This window comes from Zoogloea sp. LCSB751 (genome assembly GCF_002028455.1).
Lineage (GTDB): Bacteria > Pseudomonadota > Gammaproteobacteria > Burkholderiales > Rhodocyclaceae > Zoogloea.
The window spans coordinates 104,087-130,557 of record NZ_MWUM01000013.1 but is presented as its reverse complement, the minus strand read 5'-3'; the positions used below and the strand labels follow the sequence as shown (position 1 = coordinate 130,557).

The 26,471-nt window shown below is 62.6% G+C and carries 24 protein-coding genes and 2 pseudogenes; 9 read left to right on the top strand and 17 right to left on the bottom strand.

The window, feature by feature from the left end; all coding sequences use genetic code 11:
* The coding region (locus tag B4920_RS15695; RefSeq protein ID WP_139379523.1) for an integrase core domain-containing protein at positions 1–330 on the top strand (330 nt) is incomplete at its 5' end.
* Between the two features lie 42 nt (positions 331–372).
* Positions 373–540 (top strand): hypothetical protein, encoded by a 168-nt coding sequence (locus tag B4920_RS30965; RefSeq protein WP_368664725.1) that lies wholly within the window; start codon positions 373–375, stop codon positions 538–540.
* Positions 541–958: 418 nt separating this feature from the next.
* Here B4920_RS30965 and B4920_RS15690 read toward each other — a convergent pair whose 3' ends face one another.
* The 16 genes and pseudogenes from B4920_RS15690 to B4920_RS15615 form a co-directional block, all read right to left on the bottom strand.
* The gene (locus tag B4920_RS15690; RefSeq protein ID WP_003141085.1) at positions 959–1,867 is read right to left on the bottom strand and encodes a LysR family transcriptional regulator; all 909 of its coding nucleotides are present in this window, start codon (positions 1,865–1,867) and stop codon (positions 959–961) included.
* A gap of 232 nt (positions 1,868–2,099) precedes the next feature.
* The gene (locus B4920_RS15685; RefSeq protein ID WP_079435578.1) at positions 2,100–3,251 is read right to left on the bottom strand and encodes a S1C family serine protease; all 1,152 of its coding nucleotides are present in this window, start codon (positions 3,249–3,251) and stop codon (positions 2,100–2,102) included.
* Between the two features lie 24 nt (positions 3,252–3,275).
* Entirely contained in the window at positions 3,276–4,241 is a 966-nt protein-coding gene (locus tag B4920_RS15680; protein WP_079435577.1) for a zinc metalloprotease HtpX, read from the bottom strand.
* The gene (gene psiE-GI / locus B4920_RS15675) at positions 4,219–4,719 is read right to left on the bottom strand and encodes a heat resistance protein PsiE-GI (RefSeq protein WP_003052334.1); all 501 of its coding nucleotides are present in this window, start codon (positions 4,717–4,719) and stop codon (positions 4,219–4,221) included. The genes B4920_RS15680 and psiE-GI overlap by 23 nt, the downstream gene beginning before the upstream one ends.
* Positions 4,720–4,902: 183 nt before the next feature.
* The gene (locus B4920_RS15670; RefSeq protein WP_079435576.1) at positions 4,903–7,710 is read right to left on the bottom strand and encodes a GGDEF domain-containing phosphodiesterase; all 2,808 of its coding nucleotides are present in this window, start codon (positions 7,708–7,710) and stop codon (positions 4,903–4,905) included.
* Positions 7,711–7,864: 154 nt separating this feature from the next.
* A complete protein-coding gene (trx-GI, locus tag B4920_RS15665) occupies positions 7,865–8,305 on the bottom strand; it encodes a heat resistance system thioredoxin Trx-GI (RefSeq protein WP_014236590.1) in 441 nt (146 codons plus the stop codon).
* Positions 8,295–9,440, bottom strand: a complete 1,146-nt coding sequence (locus tag B4920_RS15660; RefSeq protein ID WP_079435575.1) for a hypothetical protein — start codon at positions 9,438–9,440, stop codon at positions 8,295–8,297. The genes trx-GI and B4920_RS15660 overlap by 11 nt, the downstream gene beginning before the upstream one ends.
* A gap of 79 nt (positions 9,441–9,519) precedes the next feature.
* Positions 9,520–10,131, bottom strand: coding sequence for a heat resistance membrane protein HdeD-GI (hdeD-GI, locus tag B4920_RS15655; RefSeq protein WP_016451631.1), 612 nt, complete (start codon positions 10,129–10,131; stop codon positions 9,520–9,522).
* 97 nt (positions 10,132–10,228) lie between these two features.
* Entirely contained in the window at positions 10,229–11,116 is an 888-nt protein-coding gene (gene yfdX2 / locus B4920_RS15650; protein ID WP_079435574.1) for a heat resistance protein YfdX2, read from the bottom strand.
* A gap of 102 nt (positions 11,117–11,218) precedes the next feature.
* Positions 11,219–12,133 carry a heat resistance protein YfdX1 gene (gene yfdX1 / locus B4920_RS15645; RefSeq protein ID WP_016446194.1) on the bottom strand — a complete coding sequence of 305 codons (915 nt, stop codon included), beginning with the start codon at positions 12,131–12,133 and terminating at the stop codon, positions 11,219–11,221.
* A 22-nt stretch (positions 12,134–12,155) separates the two neighbouring features.
* Positions 12,156–12,612 (bottom strand): annotated as a pseudogene (gene hsp20-GI, locus B4920_RS15640) (small heat shock protein sHSP20-GI).
* A 78-nt stretch (positions 12,613–12,690) separates the two neighbouring features.
* Positions 12,691–14,520 (bottom strand): ATP-dependent zinc metalloprotease FtsH, encoded by a 1,830-nt coding sequence (gene ftsH, locus B4920_RS15635; protein ID WP_020306398.1) that lies wholly within the window; start codon positions 14,518–14,520, stop codon positions 12,691–12,693.
* A 27-nt stretch (positions 14,521–14,547) separates the two neighbouring features.
* A complete protein-coding gene (gene cls / locus B4920_RS15630; RefSeq protein ID WP_016451635.1) occupies positions 14,548–15,978 on the bottom strand; it encodes a cardiolipin synthase in 1,431 nt (476 codons plus the stop codon).
* Between the two features lie 17 nt (positions 15,979–15,995).
* The gene (gene clpK, locus B4920_RS15625) at positions 15,996–18,845 is read right to left on the bottom strand and encodes a heat shock survival AAA family ATPase ClpK (RefSeq protein WP_016451636.1); all 2,850 of its coding nucleotides are present in this window, start codon (positions 18,843–18,845) and stop codon (positions 15,996–15,998) included.
* Between the two features lie 93 nt (positions 18,846–18,938).
* On the bottom strand, positions 18,939–19,508 hold the full coding sequence (locus B4920_RS15620; protein ID WP_016451637.1) for an Hsp20/alpha crystallin family protein: 570 nt from the start codon (positions 19,506–19,508) through the stop codon (positions 18,939–18,941).
* A 32-nt stretch (positions 19,509–19,540) separates the two neighbouring features.
* A complete protein-coding gene (locus tag B4920_RS15615) occupies positions 19,541–19,822 on the bottom strand; it encodes an AlpA family transcriptional regulator (protein ID WP_079435573.1) in 282 nt (93 codons plus the stop codon).
* Between the two features lie 296 nt (positions 19,823–20,118).
* Here B4920_RS15615 and B4920_RS15610 point away from each other — a divergent pair, with 296 nt between their 5' ends.
* Positions 20,119–20,484 (top strand): hypothetical protein, encoded by a 366-nt coding sequence (locus B4920_RS15610; RefSeq protein WP_104064751.1) that lies wholly within the window; start codon positions 20,119–20,121, stop codon positions 20,482–20,484.
* Between the two features lie 37 nt (positions 20,485–20,521).
* Here B4920_RS15610 and B4920_RS30475 read toward each other — a convergent pair.
* A pseudogene (locus B4920_RS30475) lies at positions 20,522–20,951 on the bottom strand (IS66 family transposase zinc-finger binding domain-containing protein); the annotation flags it as partial.
* A 139-nt stretch (positions 20,952–21,090) separates the two neighbouring features.
* Here B4920_RS30475 and B4920_RS15595 point away from each other — a divergent pair.
* The 6 genes from B4920_RS15595 to B4920_RS15570 all read left to right on the top strand — a co-directional run bounded on the left by B4920_RS15595 (position 21,091) and on the right by B4920_RS15570 (position 26,459).
* Positions 21,091–21,999, top strand: coding sequence for a LysR family transcriptional regulator (locus B4920_RS15595; protein ID WP_079435572.1), 909 nt, complete (start codon positions 21,091–21,093; stop codon positions 21,997–21,999).
* A gap of 539 nt (positions 22,000–22,538) precedes the next feature.
* Positions 22,539–23,297, top strand: a complete 759-nt coding sequence (locus tag B4920_RS15590; RefSeq protein WP_003454930.1) for a hypothetical protein — start codon at positions 22,539–22,541, stop codon at positions 23,295–23,297.
* 141 nt (positions 23,298–23,438) lie between these two features.
* Entirely contained in the window at positions 23,439–23,657 is a 219-nt protein-coding gene (locus B4920_RS15585; protein WP_003454927.1) for an AlpA family transcriptional regulator, read from the top strand.
* Positions 23,658–23,697: 40 nt separating this feature from the next.
* Positions 23,698–24,564, top strand: coding sequence for a ParA family protein (locus tag B4920_RS15580; RefSeq protein ID WP_003454923.1), 867 nt, complete (start codon positions 23,698–23,700; stop codon positions 24,562–24,564).
* Complete coding sequence (locus B4920_RS15575) at positions 24,548–24,805, top strand: hypothetical protein (RefSeq protein ID WP_003454921.1); 258 nt, start codon at positions 24,548–24,550, stop codon at positions 24,803–24,805. Before B4920_RS15580 ends, B4920_RS15575 begins: the two co-directional genes overlap by 17 nt.
* Positions 24,798–26,459 carry a ParB family protein gene (locus tag B4920_RS15570; protein WP_079435581.1) on the top strand — a complete coding sequence of 554 codons (1,662 nt, stop codon included), beginning with the start codon at positions 24,798–24,800 and terminating at the stop codon, positions 26,457–26,459. The genes B4920_RS15575 and B4920_RS15570 overlap by 8 nt, the downstream gene beginning before the upstream one ends.
* Positions 26,460–26,471: the final 12 nt, after the last annotated feature.

The following is a 26,471-nucleotide window of genomic DNA, read 5'->3' as shown; positions in this document are numbered from 1 at the left end:
GCCCGCTTTGGCACGCTGGGGCGCGTGAAGGAGCCCTTCCTGCTCCGTTCGGACAACGGTCTGGTCTTCACCAGCCGGAGCTACACGGCACTAGTCAAGAGCTATGGTCTGAAGCAGGAGTTCATCACGCCCTACACCCCGCAGCAGAACGGCCTGGTGGAGCGGATGATCCGAACGCTGAAAGAGCAGTGCATCCATCGCCACCGCTTTGAAACCCTGCAACACGCCAGCCGCGTCATTGGCGACTGGATCCAGTTCTACAACCACCAGCGGCCGCATCAGGCGCTGGAGATGAAGACACCCGCTGAAGCATTCGCTTTAGCAGCGTGACCTGTGCAGGATTTGCTGGGTCAATACAACATCTCGTCCAGGATGATGTCGGCCGTGGAGCTCGCCAAGGCGGTCAGAGCGCACTGGGGAATCGAAAATGGCGTCCATTGGATGCTCGACGTGAACTTCTGCGAGGATGCAGCCACGGTACGCAAGGACCACGCAGCCGAAAATCTGTCACGCTTGAAGCGGACGTGCTCAACCTGCTGAAGATTGAGACCGCCACGGCCTCCTTCGGCAAGATCAGTCTAGCCAAGAAACGTAAGTTGGCTTCTTGGGACGACGGCTACAGTATGGCGATACTAGGGATCAAGCCGAATCATGACTAAAGTGCGAAGGCCCTGACTCACCTCCGACCAGATATCGACCAGACAACAAAAAAGCCAACCCGCTGAGGTTGGCTTTTTTACTTGCAGATCAACGACCTGCTGGAATCTGATATGGAGCGGGTGATGGGAACATCATCGTGTTCCCAACTCGTTGATTGATAACGAGTTTTCCGCACTCGGCGAACCGAGATGGACATAATTATGGACTGAAAAACCACGCTTGGTCAACGCGCGCTCCGAGCAAGTCCAGTGCGAGCCATGGACAGCCAGCAGTAGCCAATGTACCCGAGCGCTCAACGTCACGAGGCCGGTTCATCTCCCTTTGGCAGGAACTCCTCGCGGGCGCGCTGCAGAAACCGCTTCATGGGCTCAGAGGGTTCGGCGCTGCGGCGCAGCAGGTAGGTGGACAGCATGGGCGGCGTGCCGGCCAAGGGGCGAACGGTTATGTCGGGGCGGTTCAGGGTCTGCACCTGCGAGGCAATGGCGAAACCTAGGCCATAACCGGCACCGACCAGAGTCAGCATCACGCCTAGGCTCGTCACCTGATCTACCAGCTTGAGCGGCTTGGACGCACCTTGAAGCACCGCCTGGATCTGGTGGTGGCAGCCCGATCCCGCGTCCGGATGGCACAGTACCAACGGAAACTTCAAGGCTTCATCCAATGGCACTTCCGCGTGCGCCAACAAGGGGTGGCGCACGGGCACGATCACCGACAGAGGATCGGTCCACACGGGCTCGGCGACAAGGCCTTCGCTCACCGCGTCCGACAGCGCAAAACCGATGTCCAGCAGATCGTTGTGCAGGCCCTTGAGCTGCTGCGCGAAAGGCAGCTCGAAGACGCGAATCTCCAGTTCGGGCTCTTCCTCGCGGCTGCGCGCCAGCAAGGTGGCAATGTGGGGCTGCGCCAAGCTGTCGCAGATGGCGATGCGCAGATAACCCTGATAGCCCTGCGCCGCCGCCTTTGCGGCACTCACCGCCTGCTCCACGGTGGCCAGCACGCGCCGGCACTCACCGAGGAACACTTGACCGGCCCAGGTCAGTCGCGTCTGGTGCGCGCTGCGGTCGAACAACTGCACGCCGAGCGTGGCTTCGAGATTTCGCATTGCGCGCGACACAGGCGATTGTTCTACGCCAAGGCGCTCGGCCGCTCGCGCGAAATGCAGTTCTTCCGCGACCGCAACGAAATAGCGCAGTAGTCTGAGTTCCAATGCGGCCTCCTGTTTGCCTCGTTCCTGGCCTGCGTCCACCTCATGCGGATTGCGCCTCGCTTTCTCCTTCGATGATTGGCAAGAGGTTCCGGCGTTGCATGCTTGCCTATTCGGATAGGCAGATCGCATCCGAAAATTACGGAGGTTGAGGCGGAACGCTACCTGGCCGAAGACCTGAGAACCTCAATCGCCGCGACGCTGCACTACCGCCTGATCCACAGGTTCAGTTCAATCAATTCCCGGGTTGCAGCTCCACACGCACCTCGCGCGATTTGCCGGCCCGCTCCACTGACAAGACCACCACATCGCCGACCTTCCTGTCGTCTAGCCGCGCGAGCAGCTTGGCCACATCGTCCGTCGCCTGGCCATCAACATCGATGATGCGGTCGCCCGGCACGATGCCTTGCGGCGTGACTTCGACACCCGCGAGGCCGGCCTTGTGCGCTGCCGAACCAGGGGTAACACGCAACACGAACACGCCCTTGGTTCCAGTCAGCGCCAGCAGGCGCTGATTGAGCTGTTCGTCCACCTCAATGCCCAGCGCCGGACGGATGTACTTACCGGTCTTGATGAGTTGCGGGACTACGCGCATGACGGTGTCCACCGGCACGGCGAAACCAATCCCGGCCGAGGCGCCGGAGGGGCTATAGATCGCCGTGTTGATGCCGATGAGCCTTCCTGCCGAATCGAGCAGCGGCCCACCGGAGTTGCCAGGGTTGATGGCGGCGTCGGTCTGGATCAGGTGATCGATGGCCGGGCCGCCCGCTTCTCCGGGTAACGAGCGGTCGAGCGCGGAGACGATGCCGGTGGTGAGCGTCCAGTCCAGGCCGAAGGGGTTGCCGATAGCGAACACCTTCTGGCCCACCTTGAGGTCGGCACTGGTGCCGACCGGCACGGCCGGCGGGCGCTTGAAACCGACGCCAATCTTGAGCACGGCGATGTCGTGCGCTGGGCTCGTCCCCACCAGCGCGGCCTGGTAGTCGCGGCCATCGGCGAGTTTGACCGTGGCTTCAGAAGCACCCTGGATGACGTGGAAGTTGGTGACGACGTGGCCGGCATCGTCCCAGACAAAGCCCGAACCGGTGCCGCGCGGCATGGAAAAGACATTGCGAGTCCAGACGTCGCGCACCAGCTGCGCGGTGGTGATGTAGACCACCGAAGCGCGCGATTCTTCGAACAGTTCGATGGTGGCTTTCTCGTCCGCCGCCAGATCGCCACGCGCCGTCACGGTGCGATCTGCCGCCTCGCGCGGACTGAACCAGGCCTCGATGGCGGGCAGGAACTGCCACAGCAGCATGAGCGCGGCAATACAGACGGTGATGAAGAGCCAACGCCGGATGAAGTGGTCCGGCGCGGGACGTTGGTACGGGTCGGGGTAGGCCATGAGAAGTCTCCTGTTGATAGGCAATCAGCGCCACAGCCCGCTCGGGCGCCAGCGCGGTGGGCGCGGCGTCAAAGCGGATTCCGGCAAGAAATGGGGCGCGTGGAGTGGCAACGCTGATGCTGGCCCAGGCGCCAACGTCAGTAGGCGTGAGATGCGTTCTTGCGTGGCCGGATGCGTGCGCAACCAGGAGGGTTCGGGATTGCCCCATCCCGGCCACAACCAGGCGCGCCAGGAGCGGCTGACCCGCTCGATTTTCGCCAGCGCGGACGCCAGCCCCTGCGGGTCGCCAGTCAGTTCCGCAGCGAGGCGGTCAGCGTCGAACTCACGCACGCGAGACAAGCCGAGCTGTGCGAGCAGGGCCAGCTGGGGCGATGCGGCCAATAACAATAAACCAGGCCAATAGACCTCCGCCGCGCCAACCAGCAGCGCGGGCAGGCTCAGCAGGATCGCGATCTGTCCCATAAGGGCCAGTAGGCTCGTGAAGCGACTGACGGAATCCGCCAGCCCCATGACGCGCAGATCCTCACTGGCGATGTGCGCGATCTCGTGCGCGAGCACACCCGCCAGCTCGCGTGGGCTCAGGCTGCGCAGCAGGCCATCGGTGAGGGCGATCGATGCCTCCTGCTTCGATCCGGTGGCGAAGGCGTTGACGACGGCACTGGGCACATAGTGCGGCACCGGCGTGGCGGGCAAACCGGCACGGGCGGGCAGCTCGCGCAACAGGGCCCACATCTCGTGGGCTTCTTGCGGGTGCAAGGCCCGTACGCGGTACAGGCGCAAGCTCAGCGCCGACGCGGCTACCGGTTCCAGCAGCAACGCACCTGCAACGGCAAACAGCGCGAGCCACAGGCCGCCTTCCCCAAACGGCAGTCTCCCTGCTGCGGCTGCGATCCCGACCAGGGTCAGGACCAACAGCCCGGTCTGCAGGCTGTTGAGCCAGCGGTGTTGCAACAGCGCCGTGCGCGGATCACTGGGATGATGACGGGTCATGCTCAGAGGTCTCGGCGGCGCGGTCGCCGCGCTTGCGCAGCAGCCAGTAGGTCGCACCCAGAGCCAGCGTGGCGCCTGCCAGCGCGGCTATCTTTGCGGGGCTCGCCTCGGGGTCAAGGATCACGAACTTGCGCGCCAGCGCGATCAGACCGATGAGGATCACGGTCTTGACCTGGATGATGCTGTCCCGACGCAGCGCCACGCGAACAATGGAATGCTTGAACTCCATCGCGATCAAGAGCGTCATGATCATGCCGAACACACTCTGGAATACCTTGTGATCCAGGGGATTGAAGGCATCGAGGACCAGCAGCGTGAAGACGATGGCGATGAGCTGGAACAGCGACACCACGATGATGACGGCAATTACCGCCGACAGAACGAGGGCGACGACCTGCTCGAAGCGCTCGTAAACCGTCATCAACCGCCACTGGGAGCGCATCTCGTCAAGGGCCGTGTGGCCAGATTCTTTATGCATAAGCGTTGCTCTCTCTTTCAATGAAACGTTAATGGAACGGGGAGTCCGAGAAGACGACTCGATTACACCTGGATTGCCGAGGCAATTGCGAAGCCACCCAGCGCATAATGTCCTGCGCGCCCGTGGCGCCGCCGATGGGTGGATCAGCCTCTTGCACGTCAACCCTTTGTCCCATGCATGGCATCAATCCGGCTTCTGGTCTGGCGGCAGCAATCCCAGCAGATCCGCCTGCAAATGTTGCAACTTGTCGATGCCAGCCCTCAATGCCTCGACACGGCCGGCATTTTTCATTTCACTCAGGGTGTGCGCTAACTGCTGGATGCTCTGATGCAGGACATCGACCTGATCATCAGGATCCTTGCCGAAGAACGTAGGGCGGCCACTTTGATCCCGCCAGTATTGGAGTGTTTCGGATTGAGGGGGCACTTGGGCCTTGCCTGACAGATAGTCGATCATCTGGGAAATCCAGACCCGGTGGTCGACGTATGTGAACGGCACGGGCAGCGCGGAGCGACTGTCAGGTTTGAATCCCTTCCAGGATAAGGGTACCTGCGAGGTGTGTAGCCATTGCTCGAATTCATGCGCCGGCATCGGATGCCCGATGGCATAACCCTGGCCCCACTCGCATCCCATACGCAGCAGCATTTCACCATGCCGAATGGATTCGACTCCCTCCGCGATGCAGTTCCTGCCAAACGACCTTGCCAGTGCCAGTAGCGCATCCAGGATGGCGATATCGTCCGGATCCTCGAGCATGTCGCGTATAAAACCTTGGTCGATCTTGAGCAGGTGCGCGGGCAGGCGCTTCAGATAGGTCAGCGATGAATAGCCGCTGCCGAAATCGTCGAGGGCAAAACGCAATCCCATCCTCTCGCACAGCGCCATCAACTGAGACACTTGAACGAAGTCCTCCACGGCGCTGGTTTCGAGGATTTCCAGTTCAAGGTCTTGCGGTTGGGCGCCGGGATGTCGTGACAACATACCCCGTAGATGCATGATGAAGTCCGGTTGCAGCAAGTGCCGCACACCGATATTCACGCTGATCGGGACATGAAGGCCGGCCTTGCGCCAAACTTCGATCTGGGTCAGCGCAGCCTCGATGGTCCATTGCCCCACGTCAATCCCGAGCGGATGGTTCTCAATGATGGGTATGAAGGAGGCAGGAGATAACAAGCCACGCGTCGGATGTTGCCAGCGGATCAAGGCTTCGGCGCCCAGCACCTCACCGGTGCGCATGTTGACCTTAGGTTGGAAATAAAGCAGAAACTGCCCATTGGCAAGTGCATTCTCTATGCTGTCAAATCCTTCGTGACGGGTGCGCAGCGTACGATCCTTCTCCGTATCGAAAACGTGATATCGATTCTTGCCGGCTTGCTTGGCACGATACATAGCCTGATCTGCCTGCCGCAGCAGTTGGTCGGCGTCGATATCTTCGCCTTGCGGGTAGTAGCTCACACCGATACTCGCGCTCACCTCGCACAGTGCGTCACCAATCGGTACGGGCTGTGCAGCCACCTCGATCAGGCGATCGAGAATCGGTACGCTGATGGAAATATCCGGCAGGTCGACCAGAATAGCGACAAACTCATCACCACCAAGACGGGCCAAGGTATCGTCTTCGCGCAACACCTGCGTCATACGCCTGGACAGGACGGACAGCAATTTGTCGCCGACTGCGTGGCCGTGCTGGTCGTTGACCTTCTTGAATCCATCCAGATCGATAAAGACAACCGCCAGGTGCATGCCACGCCGACGTGTCTGACCAATGGCCTGCTTAAGGCGGTCTCCAAGCAATAGTCGATTGGGCAAGCCGGTGAGCAGGTCGTAATGAGCAACGCGTTCAAGCTGTCGCTGGTTCTCCTTCAGCGCCGTGATGTCGGAGAACATGGCTGCGTAATGCTCGATATGGCCCTGCATATCCGGGACTGCACTGATCGTCAGTAGCGCGGCAAACTGACTGCCGTTCTTGCGCCGGCACCAGAGCTCTCCGTGCCAATAGTCGTGCTCACGCACAGCCTGCCAAACGGTCTGATAAAACTCATCGTCATAGTGATCGGACTGGAGTAGACGGGGTGTCTGGCCCAATACTTCCTCCCGCGCATAACCGGTGATCACGGTAAACGCCCGGTTGACGTTGACAATGTGGGCCTGCGCGTCGGTAACGAGGATGCCCTCTCCTGCGTGCGCAAAAACTTTAGCCGCAAGGCGAAGCTCTTCCGCGGATCTTTTGCGTGAGGTGACATCATGGATATAGCCGTGCCAGAGAATGCTCCCATCAGGCATGGCTTCAGGCGATGCCTCGCCTTCGACCCAGATCACCCGACCGTCTGGAAACTGCACTCGGTACTCGTCATGCCAAAGCGCGAGTGACTGCCCCGACGCCTGTATGGTTTCATGCACACGGTCACGGTCTTCAGGATGGAGCGCCGCGAACGCAGGAGTGGCATCTTCAAAAACATCCTCCGGTGCAACCCCGTATATTTCCCGCATCTTCGCGCTGGCATAAGGGAAGTGCGAGCTGCCGTCCGGACGAAGGCGGTATTGGTAAAGCATACCGGGAACGTGGCTGGCCAACTCTTCTCGCTGTCGGCGCATAGAGTTCAGCGCCTGCTCGACCCTCTTGAGATCGGTGATGTCCTCTACCGTCCCGTCTGCCGCTCTGGGCCGACCAGAGGCGTCGCCCTTGAATGTTGCCCGCAGGTGTATCCAGCGAACCTGCCCTCCGCTGACGATGCGATACCGCAGATCAAGGGACTTTCCGCACATGGCAGCATCCCATGCCCTATCGAAGAGGGGGCGGTCTTCAGGGTGAATGCACTGCAGGAATCGCTCGAAGGCTATTGGCGCACCAACATCCAGGCCGAGCACGCGGCAGGCTTCATCGGAGCAAGTGAGGAGTTGCGAGCCAAGATCGAGATGCCAACTGCCAAAATGGGCATTCTGGTTAATCTGGCCACAGTGTCGGGCTGAGATTTGAGGAGTCTCGTTCAAAGGTGACGCTCCTTATGGGTGAAACAGAGGTTCCAGAGTTTCTGCAACTGGGAACGCATTTCGTCAAAGATTGTGTGGTTGGGTCGCTATGCATCGCGGCTACGCACTTTCTTCAAGGATCGAACAACTGATAAGCAGGGTGGTTCGCGCCGGGTCATTGCGGCAAGCGGGATGTCACCCAGCGCATAATGTCCTGCGCGCCCATGGCGCCCGCCTGACGTGCAACCTCATGTCCCCCTCGGAACAAAATCAGGGTTGGAATGCTGCGGATGCCGAACTGCGCGGCCAGGTGGGGTTCTGCCTCGGTATTGACCTTGGCCAGCCTGACCCTGGGTTCGAGCTGGCGCGCCGCTTGCTGGAACTGCGGGGCCATCATCTTGCACGGCCCGCACCAAGGTGCCCAGAAATCGACCAACAGTGGCAGGTCGCTGCGCTCCACGTGGCGCGAGAACGTCGCCGTGGTCAACTCGATGGGTTCGCCCGTGAACAAGGGCTGCTGGCAGCGGCCGCAGTTGGGATGTTCCGATAGCTTCGCAGTCGGTACGCGGTTGATGGACTGGCAATGCGGACAGACGAGGTGAAGATCATTCTTCATGGTTCGCCTCCTTGGACCACAGTGAGGCTGCCGCGCTTCGGGTCACAGACAATGCCGACCAATCAACGCCTTGGAGCCAATCGTTCCCGTCTTTGCTTACTCCGGCCTCTTCCAAATGAGCAGCGATGAACGCTTCGGCCTGCATGAGCCACCTTTGGACAGTATCTTCCTTACTAGGAATCAGCAGGATTTCAGAGACGCTGCTGGCATCCAGCCCGTCCACACGGATAAGCAGAAAAATGCGCCGCCACAAACGCGGCATGTCCTTCAGCAGGTCGAATGCAAAAGCGAACTCGCTCGACCGATCAACTAGCTCCTCCTGTTCCGCGATCGTTGCGGCATCGGGATGCTGACTGCCAGCGAACATATCGGCCAGCTTGAGTGTGTCATCGGGCTGATAAAATTCGAAGATTTCCTCTTCCACCATGGCCTCGGCGACGTCTTGGGCATCCGGTTCGACCGGCGCGTCCAGAGAAACGAATTCGCCAAATTGCCGGCTGTTTGCCACTTCGTTATCCAGGACGGCGAACAGATGCTTCAAAAGACCGGTGTAAGCCTCTTTTTCCCCCGCCACGGATTGCCATTCCACCTCAGCTTGGACAATCGCTTCATCCACCACGTCGCGCAGCGTCGGATAATCGCGCGGTAAATCGCCGACGGCCCGCAGATAAGCCAGCTCACGCCTTGCGACAGCCTCAAGTTTCGACAGTAGAGGCATTCGGGTCACCTCGGCCTCATGGGCGGCTGATGCGGGTTTTGCGGCAATCCGCACCTTGAGCTCGCGCAAGCGCTCGCGTCGTGCTTTGCGCTTGATTTGATCCTGAGCATGCAGTCGGTCAAAATGCTTCTTGGCCTGACGGAACAACGACTGTGCGAGCATCTGCGCGAGGGGCGTCAGCTCGTCATGTGATGCAGTAACGCTGACAGTCTTTTTGCCGGGCAGGTGCATATAGCCACTGGCCAGAAATTGCCGCTTGATCTTGTCGCGATCAAGGACGATTTGAAGTCGCACTGAATCTTTAGTGTGTTTGTCGAGCAATGGCTTGAGGGCGTGCTCGATCACATTTCCCAAAGCTCTCTGCCAAGGTTCATGAAACTCTTTGTCGATAGCTCGATAGCTATATTGCATCTGCATGTATGACTCCTTCGATGTCATTTCTATGGAGGTATGAATCGAGGATGCTCATATCCATAGAATTTAGTTTGACCCGCTCTTATCCCTGGCGCGTTTTGCGAAGACGCCAACTCAAGAACAAAAGCGTGACACCATAGACTGCCGCATAGAAGCCCAACAGCCAGCCTGCGGCCAGGAATGACTCGACCGGACGGGAAAAAAATATCCACAAGACGATAGCGCCAAGGACAATCGAGAGCAGTCCACTGAAGGCAAGCCAAATTTCACCCTTGATTTCTTGACGCAGCCGAACGGCGGCGGATATCTCCAGCACACCGGTGAAAATCGCCCAGAAGCCCACGCTAGCCCATAAAAAAGAAGCCAAGACTATCGTGGCGACCCAAGGAGCAACCAGGACGACGACGCCGGTAAGTATGCCGACAATGCCGCTGAACAGCAGCCAGCCCCAGCGCTCTTTTTTCTGGATATGGCGCACCGCTGCAACCAAGTTGAAAGCGCCATTGACCAAGGAAAATGCGCCGAACATGATGGTCATGGCCAACAGAGCCGATTGTGGCATCCAGAACGCAAGGGCTGCAAAAATCAATGCCAAGACACCACGCAGCACAAAAAGCCACCAATTTTGGCTCAGCGAACACAGTGCTTTGGTGGGGTCATCCGCATTGGAATTAGCGATGGTGTCTGTGTTCATGCAATATCTCCTAAAGATCTATACAAAATAAAAAATCAAACACTCATGGGACAAGAGAGGGGCGCGACGCGCCCCTCTTAGGCCCTATCCAGCGGTTTCAGAACAACTTGGACAGTTTTGCCTTGATTTCATCGAGCCAGCCTTTTCCGCCGCCTCCCCCAGCCGTCTTTTGCTTGACTTTCTTGAGTTCAGCATACAGGGGCTCAAAGTCCTTCTTCTTTCCATAGCCCAGCAGTTCTGCCATTTCCAACTGCTGCCGCGCTTCGTTCAATAATGTCTCCAGGCGCTCATTGGACGCTTCGCTCCGCTGACCATCTTCTACCAAGGTCTCGGCGCGCTTCAGGAGCAGCTTCGCACGCAGGACGGGCAGCGGAAGCACGCTGCGCTCCTCGACCAGCGTGCTGAGCGCTGACTGCAGCGCGGCTTTGGCTTCTTCGATCTTGCCCTGATCGATCAGCGGCACGACTGCCTTCACGGCTGCGGGATAGGACGCCAGAGGGATGTTGGTGACCGCGATCACGATTTCACTGGCCAGCAAAGCCAGCACGTGACGTGCCCGTTGCACCTCGCCATGTTTGAGGGCATCCAGCGCCTCGTCGGTCATCGCCTCAATGGTTTCCGTGTTGGCGAACAAGTCGTGCACGATGGTGCGCACATCAACGGGGGCCAGGGCGAGCGTGGGTTCGCGCGCAACGATCAGCTCCAGCTTTCCCGTCACTTCGGCCAGCGTTGCCAATGCGCGTGCAGCGTCCTTTCCGTCAAGTGCGGCCAGCGCTGATTTGGTCAGCGCCAAGGCCGAGACGGCCTCATCGAGGACTTGTTTACGTTTGTCTGCCGCCTGCGAGTCCGTTTCCTTCTGAACCTCAGGCTGTACCTCCGTGACGACTTCAGCCTTGGCCTCTGGACTGACAGGAAGGCTGCTTACCGCGGCCTGTTCGTTTATTTCTTTGTTCGTCGCATTGGGATTCGATGTTTGCTCATTCATGGTGATATGCCTCGTGTGAGTTAGTGAAAATAGGCGAATCTATTGGGGCTGACTGCGAACATCGCGAGACTGACCGACCGAACAGTCGGCCCCTTCATCACCTCAAAACAGCTTTTGGAGGCGCGTCTTCAACTCGTCGAACCATCCCTTGCCGCTTTTGCCACCAGCCGACTTTTGCTCAATGGACTTCACATGATCGAAGATGGGTTTGAAATCCGCCTTCTTGCCATAACCCAGGATCTGCGCCATCTCGATCTCCGTGCGCACGGACGACAGCAAGGTGCTGAGCTCCTCGTTCTGCTTGGCATCGCGCTTGTCGGTCTCGGCCAGCTTTTCAGCTTTTGCCATCGCGGCTTCAGCCCGTAGCACGGGCAGAGGAAAGGCGACCGAGGTCACCACCAGCGTGTTCAGTGCTCGGGCGAGTTCCGCCTTGGCGTCGTCGATCTTGCCGCTGTCGATGAGCCGTGCGGCCGACTTGATCGCTGCCGGGTACGTTGCCATCGGCAGGTTGTCGGTTTCGATCACGATTTCGCTGGCCAGATTGGCGACGATGGGCCGGGCCTTTTGCAGCTCGCCATCACCCAAGAACTCCCGAGACAACTTGACCGCCTTCTTCACCGATTCCACGTTGGCGTGGATATCGTGGGTGATGACGCGTACATCGACCGGCGCCAAAGCAAGTTTGGCGTCGCGTGCCAATACCAGTTCCAGCTTTCCGCTGGCCAGTTCCAGCGCAGCGAGCGCCTCCTTGGTCTTCTTTGCATCAAGGAGTGTCAAAGCCTCCTGGGTCTTGGTGAGCGCCGTGATGGCGTCCTGAGTGAGCTCAGCACGCTTTTTTTCGGCTTCCCGGGCGGCCTTGTCATCTACCTGTGGCTGCGCCGCCTTGGAAGCGGCAGAGGGTGCTGCAGCACCTGGGCTAGAACCTGCCGCCGATTGGGCCAGAGCCGGTCCGCTCAGTCCGACGACGACCGCCAGGGCTAGTGCGGAGAAGGTTGATTGGGGCTGTTTGATATTCATGATCTTGGGCTCCTAATTAAAGTTAGTTGACTGAGATTTCAATCTGTTTCGGTTTGGCTTGCTCGGCCTTGACAAGCCGCACTCCCAGCGCGCCGTCTTTCATCAGCCGTCACCTTGGTCGGATCAACGTTGTCAGGCAAGACAAAGCTGCGCACAAAGCGGCCATACGCACGTTCGATGCGGTGGAACTTCTTGCACTGCTTCTCTTTTTCCAGTTTGCGCTCGCCGCTGATGGTGAGCACGCCGTTTTCCGCGCTGACGCGCGCGGCATCCTTGGGGACCTCCGGCAGATCCAGCTTGAGGAGGAATGCGTTCTCATCCTCGCTGATGTCCACCATTGGTGCCCAGTCCGCCGTGGTCATGGCTTCGTTGCCGGTACGGGCGCCCTGTCGCTGGGGTATTCGTCCGAACATCGTCGCCAGGCCGTTTTGCAATTCATCCAGTTCCCGGAAGGGGTCCCACGGAGTCAATGCAGACATATCGGTTCTCCTTGAACAATGCCGGCGAATTGGATGACGCACCGAACAGAGCCGCCGGCTTACTCTGAATAGCGCCTACTACTTTTCGTTTCCATCAAGAACAAGTCCTTGGGTCAATTGAAGGATGTCGTTCTCGTCGAGCGTTTCCCGCGCCAGCAGTTCGCGCGCACAACGCTCCAGCACCGCGCGGTTGGTGTCGAGGATCCCGTAGGCGCGCTCGAACACGCCCATCACGATGTCGCGGATGGCCTGATCGATGCGCGCCTGGGTCGATTCGGCCACCCGGCAGCCGCCGTGGGCCAGTTCCGGTGTATCGAGAAAGCGTGGCCGCTGCGCCTCGAAGGCGATGTAGCCCAGTCCTTCGTCCATGCCAAAGCGGGTGATCATGTCGCGGGCAATGTCGGTGGCCCGTGCGAGGTCATCGGCAGCCCCGGTGGACAGCTCGCCGAACACGAGCTTCTCGGCCGCACGACCGCCCAGCAGCACGGCGATCTTGTGTTCCAGATCGGCGCGCGTCATCAGGAAGCGGTCTTCGGTGGGGCGTTGCAGCGTGTAGCCCAGCGCGCCGATGCCGCGCGGGATGATTGAGATCTTGTGCACGGGGTCGGTGCCGGGCAGCGCCAGCGCCACCAGCGCATGGCCCATCTCGTGATAGGCCACGGTTTCCCGCTCCTTGGGATTGAGTACTCGGTTCTTCTTCTCCAGGCCCGCCACGATGCGCTCGATGGCGGCGGTGAAGTCCTGCAACTCCACGGCGGACGCTTTGCGCCGGGTCGCGGCCAGCGCGGCCTCGTTGACCAGGTTCGCGAGGTCTGCACCCGAAAAGCCCGTGGTCAGCGCAGCCACCTGTTCGAGATCGATATCCTGGGCCAGCGTCACCTTCTTGACATGAACCTTCAGGATGTCCAGCCGTCCCTTCTTGTCGGGCCGGTCCACCAGCACCTGACGGTCGAAGCGACCGGCGCGCAGCAGCGCCTGGTCGAGGATTTCGGGGCGGTTGGTGGCGGCGAGGATGATCAGCCCGACCGAGCTGTCGAAGCCGTCCATCTCCGTGAGCAGCTGGTTGAGGGTCTGCTCGCGCTCGTCGTGGCCGCCGATGGGGCCGCCGACGCCGCGCGCGCGGCCCAGCGCATCGAGCTCGTCGATGAAGATGATGGCCGGCGCCTGCCCGCGGGCCTGCTCGAACAGGTCGCGCACGCGCGCTGCACCCACGCCGACGAACATCTCGACAAACTCTGATCCGGAGATGGAGAAGAAGGGCACCGCCGCCTCGCCGGCAACAGCCTTGGCCAGCAATGTCTTGCCGGTGCCCGGTGGGCCGACCAGCAACACGCCCTTGGGAATGCGCGCCCCGAGCCGTCCATACTCCTGCGGATTCTTGAGGAAATCGACGATCTCAACCAACTCCGCCTTGGCCTCATCGACACCCGCGACATCGGCAAAGGTGACGCCGGTGTTCTTCTCCATGAACACCTTGGCGCGGCTCTTGCCGATGCTCAGGAAGCCGCCCATGCCCTGCTTCTCGGCGAAGCGGCGGAACAGGAAGAACCAGACGCCGAAGAAGGCCACCGCCGGCAGAATCCAGGAGAGCACATCACGTAGCCAGGTGCTTTCCACCACCCGCGCGTAAGGCACGTCGTACTTGGACAGCCGCTCGGCCAGGTCGGGTTCGACGCGAGTGGCCACGATGGTGGTCTTGCCCCGGCTGTCCGGCGATTTCAGGCGCCCGGTGACCGTGCGGTCCGACACCAGCACTTCGGCGACGCGCCCCTCGGCCAGCGCCTTCTCGAATTCGCTGTAGGGCACGGGCTCGACGGTCTTGGCCGCCTGCCAGTAGTTCTGCAGCGTCAGCAGCAACAGGCCGGCGACGATCCAGTAGCCAATGTTCCATTGATCTTTCTTTTCCATGGGCAATGTTCCTCGCAAGTCGTGCCGCTAGAGAATGGGGGTGAACAGACGGGCCACCCCGTCGCGCAAGCGGATGGCCAGCGGGCGGGCGCGCAACGCCATGGCCGATATCTCGTTCGATGCATCACGGGCGGCATCAAAAAGGGATTCCAGCCGCGTAGACAGCGCGGTGTCGTACACCTCCACATTGAACTCGAAGTTGAGGCGCAGGCTGCGCGCATCCCAATTGGCCGAACCCAGGCAGCACCACTGGCCGTCTATCAGCATCAGCTTGCTGTGGTCGAACGGGCCCGGCCGTTCGAAGATGCGCATACCGTGCTCCAGCACCTGCCAGTAGTGGGCGCGTGCGGCCCATTGCACCGTGGGATGGTCGCCGTTTGCGGGCGTCAGCACGTCGATACGCACGCCGCGCAACGCGGCCGTGCTTAGCGCCGCGATCATCGGCTGATCGGGCACGAAGTAAGGTGTCCAGATGCGCACCGAATGCTTCGCCGCGCTCAAAGCGCCCATGAAGGTCCAGCGCAGCCGGTCCAGGGCCTCATCGGGACCGGCCTCGATGCCGCGCGCCCAAGAGGTTCCTTGCTCATCAGCCGTTGCGGGCGGTTCGCCCCAGAGACCCTCGTTGAGCCGCTCGCCCGTGGTATCGCACCAATCGTCGGTGAAGCACCGCATCAGATGCGCAACCACCGGCCCGCGCAGACGAAAGTGCAAATCGTGACAGGCCCGGCCCGGCGCATCGGGCCGCCAATACGGGCTGAAGATGTTCATGCCGCCGGTGAAACCCGTCTCGCCATCGATCACCAGCAGCTTGCGGTGATTGCGCAGATGCGCGGCATGCAGGCGCGCGGGAATCAACGTCGGGTTGAACGTCGCCGCCGGAACGCCGGCGCGCTGCAAGGCGCGGTAGGCGCTGCGGGGCGTCCAGCGGGCATACACGTCGTCGATCAGCACCCGCACTTGCACGCCGCGCTCATGAGCCCGGCGCAGCGCATCGACGAACTGCGCCCCGATGCCTTGGCTGTCGAAGATGTACGAGGCCAAGGCGACGCTGTACCGCGCCGATTCGATGGCGGCGAGCATGGCCGGGTAGGCCTGCTCGCCATCGACAAGCGGCTCGATGCGGTTGCCGCTGGTCAGCGACTGGCCGGTGGCGCGTCCCACCAGGTGGGCCAGACCGGCAAGCGGCGGCGATACAGCCTCGGGCATCGTGGGCGAGAGGTCCTGCCGAACAGCAGGATCTGCCCCCGGGAAGAGCCGCCGCGCCCGCCGCTGGTAACGGTTGATGCCGAACAGCCCATACAGCAGCGAACCGCCCAGCGGCAACAAGGCGATCAGCAGTACCCACAGCGTGGCCGATCGAGGGTCACGCTTGTAGATGACCGCGTGCCCCGCTGTGGGGATAGCGACCGCCAGCGACACGAGGGTGGCTGCCCATGTCAGCCCGTTGGGGTCGGACACGACAGCCTCCCCATGACTCAAGATTCGCCGCCCGCTGACTTCTTCTTGCGCGCAGGCTTGCTCGCGTCGCTCGGCGGCGTCTCGGCCGCGTTCGCGGCATCGGGCTTCTCAGGCTCGGCCGGCTTCGCGGGTGGCTCCTGGCGCTCGAAGACCACCCGTTCGGCCTTGTCGTCCCAGCGGGCGCTGGCGTGATCGGCCTTGCCGATACCGCCACCCAGCATCTCGCGCGCCAGTGCCGTCTCCAGCTCGCTGCGGATCAGCCGCTTGAGCTCACGCGCGCCGAACTCGGGCTTGTAGCCTTCCTCCGCGAAGTGATCGATCAAGGTCTGATCGAAGGTCAGCGTCACGCCCTGGCTGGCGGCGTTGCGGGCCACACGATCGAGCTGCAGGCCGACGATATGGCGGATCTCCTCCTTGCCCAGCGCATGGAAGACGATGATCTCGTCGATGCGGTTGAGGAACTCGGGGCGGAAGTGTCCGCGCAGCACGTCCATCACCTCGCCCTTGGTCTTCTCGTATTCCTCGCCGGCGGCGCCACGGGCCTTCAGCCGACGCTGGATGATGTCCGAGCCCAAGTTCGAGGTGGCGATGATGATGGTATTGGTGAAATCCACCACCCGGCCCTTGCCGTCGGTGAGCCGCCCGTCGTCGAACACCTGCAGCAGGATGTTGTAGACGTCGGGGTGAGCCTTCTCGATCTCGTCCAGCAGCAACACGCTGTAGGGTTTGCGCCGCACCTTCTCGGTGAGCTGGCCACCCTCGTCGTAGCCGACGTAACCCGGAGGCGCACCCACCAGGCGTGCCACGGTATGGCGTTCCCCGTACTCGGACATGTCGATGCGCAGCAGAGCACCTTCATCGCCATAGATGGACTCGGCCAGCGCCTTGGCGAGCTCGGTCTTGCCCACACCCGTCGGCCCGAGGAACAGGAAGGTGGCCACTGGCTTGCCGCCTTCGCGCAGGCCCGCGCGCGCCAGACGCACGGCATCGGCCACCGCGCGCACCGCTTCGTCCTGGCCCACCAGGCGCTCGTGCAGCCGCTGCTCCAGATGCAGCAGCTTCTCGCGTTCTTCCACCGTCAGCTCGTTGACCGGAATGCCGGTCAGGCGCGAGACGATCTGCGCGACATGCTCGGCTTTGACTTCGGCGCTACCCGAGGCGCGCTCGCGTTCCCATTCCTCGACAAGCTTCTTGAGTTCGGCCTCTTTGGTCTCGATGTGCTTGCCCAGCTCGGCGGCCTTGTCGTACTGCTTGCGCGAGGCCACATAGTCCTGCTCACGCCGCAGCTGGTGCAGTTCGGACTCCAGCTCTTGTACGGCCACTGGGCGGGCCGTGGCCGACAGCTTCACACGTGCGGCCGCCTGGTCGAGCAGGTCGATGGCCTTGTCAGGCAAAAAGCGCGCGGTGATGTAGCGGTCGGACAACTCGGCGGCGGCGATGATCGCGTCCTCTGTGATACTGACCTTGTGGTGCGCCTCGAACGTGTCGCGCAGGCCGCGCAGGATCATCATGGTCTGCGCTACCGTCGGCTCGGGCACCATCACCGGCTGGAAGCGACGCTCCAGCGCGGCGTCCTTCTCGATGTACTTCTGATACTCGTTGAGCGTGGTGGCGCCGATCAGGTTCAGCTCGCCGCGCGCCATCATCGGCTTGAACACGTTGGCCACGTCCAGCCCGCCTTCGCCGCCACCCTGGCCGGCACCGACGATGGTGTGCACCTCGTCGATGAAGAGAATCAGCTCACCCTGGTGCTCGGTCACTTCCTTGAGCACCTTCTGCACGCGCTCCTCGAACTCGCCGCGGTACTTGGCGCCTGCCACCATGGCGTTGATGTTGAGTTCGACCAGACGCTTGTCGCGCAGCGTCTCGGGCACTTCGCCGGCGACCATGCGCTGCGCCAGCCCTTCGACGATGGCGGTCTTGCCGACGCCGGGCTCGCCGATCAGCACCGGGTTGTTCTTCTTGCGCCGGGCCAGCACTTCGATGGTCGTCTCGATCTCCTGCGCGCGGCCGATGACCGGATCGAGCTTGCCCTCGCGCGCCATCTTGGTGAGGTCGCGCGAATACTTGTCGAGTTCCGGCGTGTTGGTCGGCGTCTCGGCGCGGCCATCCTCGGCCCCTTTGCCGACCACCTTGCTTACCTGCTGGCGCAGCGCTTGCGGCGTGAGGCCGTAACGGCGCAGCAGGTTGGCCGCCAAACCTTCGCCTTCCTCGGCGAGCCCGATCAGGAAATGCTCCGGCCCGACATAAGAGTGGCCGAGTTCGTTGGAGGCCACGAAAGCACGGCTGAGCGCGTCCTTGACCCGGGGCGACACGCCGATCTCGCCCTCGAACGGCTTATCGCCGCGCTTGGCTTCGGATTCGATCTGGCGCTTGAGGTCATCGACCTTGATCTTGAACTGCCCCAGGATGGTCTTGACCACGTCGCTGTCGGATAGCGCCAGCAGCAGGTGTTCGGTATCGACTTCGGCGCGCCCGAACTCTGCAGCGTGTCGGGCGGCCTCCTGCAATAGGGCCTCGGACTGTTCGCTGATACGGCTGGCGAGCCCACTGCCGCGACGGCGCGCGGTGCCCGTACCGGCCGGGGCGGGTTCGCCGAACGAGGCATCGACGACCTCGTCGGTATCGGCCGCCATGGACGGTGCGTCGTCACCGATGCGGAAGAAGTCGCTGCCAAGGAAGTCTTCGAACAGCCCGCTGCGCGAGCCGAACAAGGCTTCCAGCGGTGAGACGGTGCGCTTTTGCTGGCGCACCAGTTGGCGATAGTGATCGTCACACAACAGCATGGTGCTGTGGCGACCATTGAGATTGGCTTCCACCCGCACCGTGGCGGGCTGGCCGCAGACTTGGCATTGTTTTCTGGCCATGCTGATGCTCCTGTAAAGATTGATCTGACGAGGCACCGCCGATCACGGTGCCTCATCTCTTTGTGGTTTTTGAGAAAAACGCGCTGCCCCGCGTCAGCCGTTGATCGGGATCGAGCGCCCCTGCTTGGGCGTACTGGCCTCGCGCTTTTCCATCGTGATCGTGAGCACGCCGTTCTTGAAAGCGGCCTTGATCGTGTCCTGGTTGGCATCGGCCGGCAGATTCAGAGCGCGCTGAAAGCTGCCGTAGGAGCGCTCCACCCGGTGGAAACCACCGTCTTTGCTTTCCTGCTCCTGACGCTTTTCACCGCGCACCAGCAGCACGTCGTTGTCGAGCGTGATCTGGATGTCTTTTTCCTCGATGCCGGGTACTTCCAGGGCGATCTTGTACTGCTTGTCGGTCTCCTGGATGTCCAGCGCCGGCTTCAGCATGCCCGGCCAGTCCGACGGCCAGCGTGGCATGGCCAGCGTCGGGAAACCGAAGCCTCGAAACGCGTCGTCGAACAGGCGGTCGATCTCGCGATGCAATTGCAGGATGGGACTGACGGGCCCACCCGCCACCGGCAGGTCATTGCGCTGCACCGGGAGCGAGGCAGTGCTCTGTTGTTCTTCCTGCTCCTTCTTGAACCAGTTCCAGGGAGCCAATTTCTTGAAATCAATGTCCATGTCATACCTCCAGAAATCAATTGAAGACTCACTCAATCCGTTTGCCTGCGGCTATCGATAGCGCGCCCAGGCAACACGGGATGTTTCGCTGACTTCGGCTGCTCATCTGTGCGTATCACCTCCTTCTTTCTGCCTGCTTGGATCTGATCATTGATCCATTGATCGATTTCACTTTGACGAAACCGCCACGTCCCGCCGACCTTGAAGGCCGGAATTTCCCCGTGCGCGGCGAGCCGGTAAAGCGTCCGCTTGCCGACCTTTAAGTAGGTAGCCAACTCGTCGAGTGTGAAGATCGCCTGCTGGCGCGCTGTCATACCACCCCCACAAGTTCCGTCGTCACGCGGCCTCGCTCGAGGAACTTCTTGCAAGACTTTGCAAGATATTGCGCCTAACATGCCGAAAGTCAAGAGTCAACATCCAGCGACCTGCTGGCCGATTGATGTGACTCAATCGTAAGCAGCCAGGAAACAAATGTTGGCTGCCACCGCGATGGTGCTCCCCAAGTCATCAATCTGCAGCCATGTGAAAGGGGAAATCCATGAACGAGATTGCCCGAGTCGGGGTGGATCTGGCCAAGCGGGTTATCTAGGTGCATGCGGTGGATGCGCGCGTGGTGGTTGCCAAGGCGCTGGCCGCTGACAAGTTTGCGGCCTGGTGCGCGGAGCTGCCTCCCGGCTGCCTGGTGGCCCTGGAGGCCTGCGGCGGTGCGCATCACTGGGCACGCAAGCTGCGCGGCTATGGGCTGGATGCGCGGCTGATTGCAGGCCACTTCGTCACGCCCTACCGCATGGCCGGCAAGGGACGCAAGAACGGTGCGGCCGATGCCGCAGCGATCTGCGAGGCGGCAACCCGCCCGCACATGCGCTTCGTGCCGGTGAAGCCGCCGGCGCAGACGCTGCTGGCCAGCCATCAGCTACGCAAACCTCCCGATTCACTCACGCAGCTTATTCCTGCTTGCCTAGGGACGACCATGTAAGCGGCAGATGGTCGGAGTCCTTTGCGACCAGCACCTACGCGAGCAGCCCGGAGGTGGGGATGCCCTTGGCGATGATCTCCGCCGGGACCGGCGCCTGGGTCAGCGTTCGGCACCTATGCGCAGGTCCACTTGCCGCGGATGTGGCACTCGACCGTGAACACGCCCGGCGTGTAGTCCAGCTTCTCGCTGATGCGCTTGAGCGCACAGCCGCACGCGCAGCGGGTGTTCTCGGGCTCGTGGTGGCAGTCCACGCGCGGCAGGTCCGCCGGCAAGGCGGTGCGCTTAGGCATCGCGCCAGGCGTAGCCGGCGGCTTCTTCTTGCCCAGCAGTTCCTAGAGCTGCGCCTCAGCCGCGGCAAGGTCGGCGTCCAGAGCCTCGTCGAACAGCGCGCGTTGTTCGGCATCGAGCTGCTCGCTCTTCTTGCCGAACTTCAGGCGTCGCAGCTGGGCGATCTCGAACGAGAGCTTCGCCGTAGGCGCTGACATGGGCGAAAAGCATCCGAGCATCACCCCCCAGGATGGCTCTCATCTCGATACAGAGGTGAATCCTCCGCACTATTCGGCTCCCTACGATGATATGGACTGATCACATCGGTAGGGAGAAAGCATGAACTTACGCCATCTTCGCTGCTTCATCGCCGTAGCCGAGGAACTGCACTTCGGCCGGGCTGCTCAACGGCTGCACATCGAACAGTCTCCACTGTCGCGCACGATCCGCCAGATGGAGGCGGATTTAGGGGTGCCGCTGCTCAACCGCTTGCCACGCAGTGTTCGTCTCACACCGGCGGGACAGGTCTTCCTCGAAGAAGCCCGGCGCGTACTGCTGGCCTTCGAGCAAGCGCAGACCAAGGCACGCGCCGCAGCGAACCAGCGGAACACGCTGCGCATCGCACTATCTGGTGACATGGGGCAGGCCCGCTTGTCGGCGTTGCTTGCGCTTTGCCGCGAGGAGGCACCACAGGTCGGCATTCGGATATTTGAAACGCCACTGGCGCAGTTGGTGACTGGACTGCGCAACGACTTGTATGACGCAGGTTTTGCATTGGCTGGTGAAATGGACGCCGGCATCGTCGCCATGCCGGTGTGGCGAGACCCGCTGGTGGTGGCTTTGCCCGCCAGGCATCCGCTGCTGGCTTTCAAGGAAGTGCCGCTGGAGGAAGTGGCGAGCTATCCGCTGGTGCTGTGCGATCCCCAGGTCTGCGAAGGTTGCAGCCGGCAGCGCGAACGGCTGCTCCGCACGGTGGATGCGCAGCCGACGGTAGCCGAGTACGTCAAGACCCATTCCCTGATGCTGGCCCTCGTGGCCGCCGGCTACGGCGTGGGCTTTTCGAGCGCGGCGCATCTGGCGGGTTGCCATCAGGCCGATGTCGTCGTGCGGCCGCTGGCCGACGAGACCGCTTCGCTGACGACCTATCTACTGCGACCCGAAGGCGAAATCATGGAGCCGCTGCGGCAGTTCATCGACCGCGTGGAGCGTGTCGGACGCCCGCAAGGCACCGATCAACGCCCGATGTGACGCGGGGATTTTGGACGGTACGATTCCCTTTCGGTCTGGACCTTGACCCGCATTGCATCGGCGGCCGACCTTTTGCGTCACGGGCATGGATGGCGAATCGGGCCTATCCACCCGGCATCAAGCAAGGCACCTTCAAGCTGTCGAGGTCACAGCAGTGACGCAGAACGCATGAGCCCTTGCTGGATGCAAACCGGCTCAGCCGGAAGTCGCATTGGCGCTTTACCCCGCCCGTATTCCTACGAAAACTTTGCCCTGGTTTTCCGGTAAAGCGCGGCATCCCTTCCTGATCGAACTTGGATGCGCGGCTTTTCAGACCGTTGCGCCGGTAACAAGATTTTTCGCAGGTGCATTATGGTTGAGGTGTAGCGGGCACCGCAAGGAGGTTTGCCCCCTGCGTAACGCTCGGCGACATCGCCGCACCCAACGTCCACCACGATGCCGACCGGCTCGCGCTTCATCGGGTTCTTTGGGCAATCGCTGCGCCCATGTGGGCCGCGCGCGCTTGCCATGTGTCGATCCGACGATGGGAAGAGCGCGATATGCCGAAATCGAGCAGCCACGCCTTTGGCGCAAAGACGTACTACCGACCGATCGAGGCGGCCGTCCGCTGGTGCGGTCTCCTGCGCTTCGAGCAGCGTATTCTGGAAGCGCTGGAGCAGCGTGCCATGCCGGAGCCCGGCGAATTCCCGCGCTGGCCGCTGCTGCGCCTGTATGCCGAGCGCATCTTCGACGCGCTGACGCATGGCGAATTGCCCGGTGGCAAGGCCGGCATCGTGCTGGACTCGCAGCGGCCGGCGCTCGACGACCCCGAGTTGACCGTGCGCCACGTGGACTTGAAAGCGTGGATGTCGCAGTTCTACCCCGGCGATCGGCCGGGGTTTTTGTTTGACGGCATCGAACGCGCGGTGCATCCGGCGGTGAGCGTGGACACGCTCAACATTCTGCTGGCCGATCGCGAAGCAGCGAAGTCGCAACTTGCCGAACTTGCCCTGGTGCATGAAACGCTGCGCACCGCGCACGAAGCACTGGCGAAGGAACATGCCACGCGCGCGGCCAACGACGAACAGGCGCGCGAGCCTGGCCTGCGCAGCGAGACGACTTACCTCAACATCATCGGCGGACTGCTGACGCTGCTGCTGGGCAATTCGCCGTCAGGCGCGGCCTATTCGTCGTTCCGCAGCATGGATGCCGTGGTCAGCGCGCTGATCGCACACCATGAGGGGCGGCCGGGTCTCAGCGAGCGGACGCTGTGGAGCAAGCTCGCGCAGGCGCGGCGCCACCTGGAGGCGTCGCGCTGACGACGCGGCCAGCATGATGCCGATGCGGCGCACTGCAATTGCAGTCGCTGCTTCTGCAATTGCAGTGATTTCGGCGACCGCGGTGTATTGAATACGAGGCACTTTCCGAACAGCGCCAGTGAGCGTCAAGGAGTGTCTCTCATGTCTTCGCAGACCACCGCGCCGGCAGTGCCGGCCGAGCACCGCATCCTGCGTCGCGCCGAAGTCGAGGCCAAAACCGGCTTCAAGCGCGCGCACATCTACAGCCTGATGAAAGAAGGCAAGTTCCCCAAGGCGCTGCGCTTGGGCGTGCGCGCCGTGGGCTGGGACTCGGCGGAGGTCGAGCAATGGATCGCCGATCGCCTCGATGAGCGCGCCTGACGCTTTTCCTCGGTACATGCCATTCAACCGGGAGAGGCCCATGCAGGTGGTGTCCATCATTTCGACCAAGGGCGGCGTCGGCAAGACCACGACGGCGGCCAACCTGGGCGGCTTCGCAGCCGACACCGGGCTGCGCGTGCTGCTGCTGGACCTGGACGTGCAGCCCACGCTGTCGAGCTACTTCACGCTGGCCGAGCGCGCGCCGGCCGGCATCTACGAGATGCTGGCCTACAACGAGCAGCGCGCCGAGCAACTGGTGTCGCGCACCGCGATCGAGCGGCTTGACCTGGTGCTCTCGAACGACGACCGCGGCGAGCTGAACACGCTGCTGCTGCACGCGCCCGATGGCAGATTGCGGCTGCGCCACCTGCTGCCCACGCTGGCGCCGCACTACGACCTGCTGCTGATCGACACCCAGGGCGCGCGCAGCGTGCTGCTGGAGATGGCGGTGCTGGCCTCGAACTTGGCGCTTTCGCCGGTGACGCCGGAAATCCTCGCGGCGCGCGAGCTGCGGCGCGGCACGCTGCAACTCATCGAGGACATCGCGCCGTACCGCCACCTCGGCATCGAGCCGCCGCCGCTGCACCTGCTCATCAACCGCGTGCATCCGGTGTCGTCGAATGCGCGGCTGATCCAGCAGGCGCTGCGTCAGGTATTCCAGGAGCAGCCTGGCGTGCGCGTGCTGGACACCGACGTGCCGGCGATTGAAGCCTATCAGCGCGCCGCGACGCGCGGACTGCCGGTGCATCGGGTGGAATACCGCCAGCCGGCGGGCCGCACGGCACCTGCCGCATTGGAGACCATGCGCGCGCTGGCCGGCGAGCTGTTCCCGGCGTGGCAGGAGCGCTTTGCGCTCGTCACCGGCCGAGGCGACGCGGGAGGGGCCGGCCATGGCCAGCGCACATGACCTGGCCCGCGGCCACAAGCGGCTGCGAGGGCTGATCGAGTTCGCCCTGGGAGAAGGTTGGAAGGTGGTGCGCACCCGCGGCGGGCACCTGCTGTTCACGAAGCAAGGCTGCGCGCCGATCTACACCAGCTCGACGGCGAGCGACCACCGCGCCGAGCGCAACGCCCGTGCGCAGCTTCGCCGCGCCGACCGACAGGCGGCCCAGGGTGTTGCAGCATCTCAGGAGAATGGCCGTGGCTGACCTGACGCCGCAGGACATGGCCGCCAATCTGCTGGCCTCGGGCTTCGAGCGCAACGGCCCTTCGGTCGCGGCCCTGAGCGACCCCATCGCCGACACGCCGATGGTGGTGACGCTGGACCAGTTGCGCCCCTACGACCACGACCCGCGCGTGACGCGCAACCCGGCCTACGAGGACATCAAGGCCTCGATCCGCGAACGCGGGCTCGATGCGCCGCCCGCGATCACGCGCCGGCCCGGCGAACCGCACTACATCATCCGCAACGGCGGCAACACGCGCCTGGCGATCCTGCGCGAGCTGTGGAGCGAGACGAAAGACGAACGGTTCTTCCGCATCCCCTGCCTGTTCCGCCCGTGGCCGCAGCGCGGCGAAGTGGTGATGCTGACCGGGCACCTGGCCGAGAACGAGTTGCGCGGCGGGCTCAGCTTCATCGAGCGGGCCTTGGGCGTGGAGAAGGCGCGCGAGTTCTACGAGCAGGAAATGGGGCGGGACAGCGGCCAGCCGCTGTCGCAGAGCGAGCTGGCGCGGCGGCTTACGGCCGATGGCTTCCCGCTGCCGCAGTCGCACATCAGCCGCATGCAGGACGCCGTGCACTACCTGCTCCCGGCGATCCCCACGCTGCTGTACGGCGGGCTCGGCCGGCATCAGGTGGAACGGCTCGCGGTGCTGCGCAAGGCCTGCGAACGCACCTGGGAGCGGCGTGCCCTGAGGCGCAACCTGTCGATGGACTTCGCTACGCTGTTCCAGGACGTGCTGGCGCAGTTCGACACGCAGCCCGACAACTTCTCACCGCAGCGGGTGCAGGACGAGCTGGTCGGCCAGATGGCCGAGCTGCTGGAAGCGGACTACGACACGCTGAGCCTGGAAATCGACGACAGCGAGAGCCGGCAGCGCGCATTGACCAGCGATCCTGCGCCGCTGCAGGCGGCAAGACCTGCGGTGCCGGCCGGGCCACCGCGACCACCGTCACCGCCTTCGCTGCCGCCCGGCCCCTCGGTGCAGTCGTCGGAGCCTGGCCCTGGCCAGGCTGCGCAGGCCGGTTCCACGCCGGCCGCCAGCGACAAGGGCATGCAGCAGGATGACGAACGCCTGCAGGGTCACATCGTGTCCCCGGCCCCGACCACCGAACGCCTGCAATCCATCCAGCGCATGGTGGCCGATCAGATGGGCGACAAGCTGCCCGACTTCGAGGCCGACGCGCTGCGCGCGATCCCTGTGCAGGCGGGCGGGCTATACCCCATCTCGGATGTCTGGTACATCGAGCCCGGCCTGGATGTGCCGGATCGGCTGCGGGTGCACATCGCGCAGTTCGCGCGCGAGATCGCCGAGGAAGCCGACGTGGCCGGGCAGGTCGAACCCAGCGAAGGCGGCATGGGCTTCGTCTGCGTGGCGCCCCCGGCGGTGCGCTCATTGCCTCCGTTCGCGTGTGCGGTGCTGACCTTGCTGCATGCGCTGTGCGCCGCGCCCCGACCCGCCCCCGGCTTCGATGGCGCCCGGCTGGCCGACGACCTAGCGGCCTTGCTGCATGGCGGCGGCGCATATCCGCGCCTGAGCGATGCCGGGCTGGTAAAGCTGTTCCGGCTGCTGCGCATGGCGCGCCGACTGCTGGATCTGGAGACCGGCGCGGCCTCCAGCAACCCCGGCCACGGCGCCTGAGCAGAGGCCATC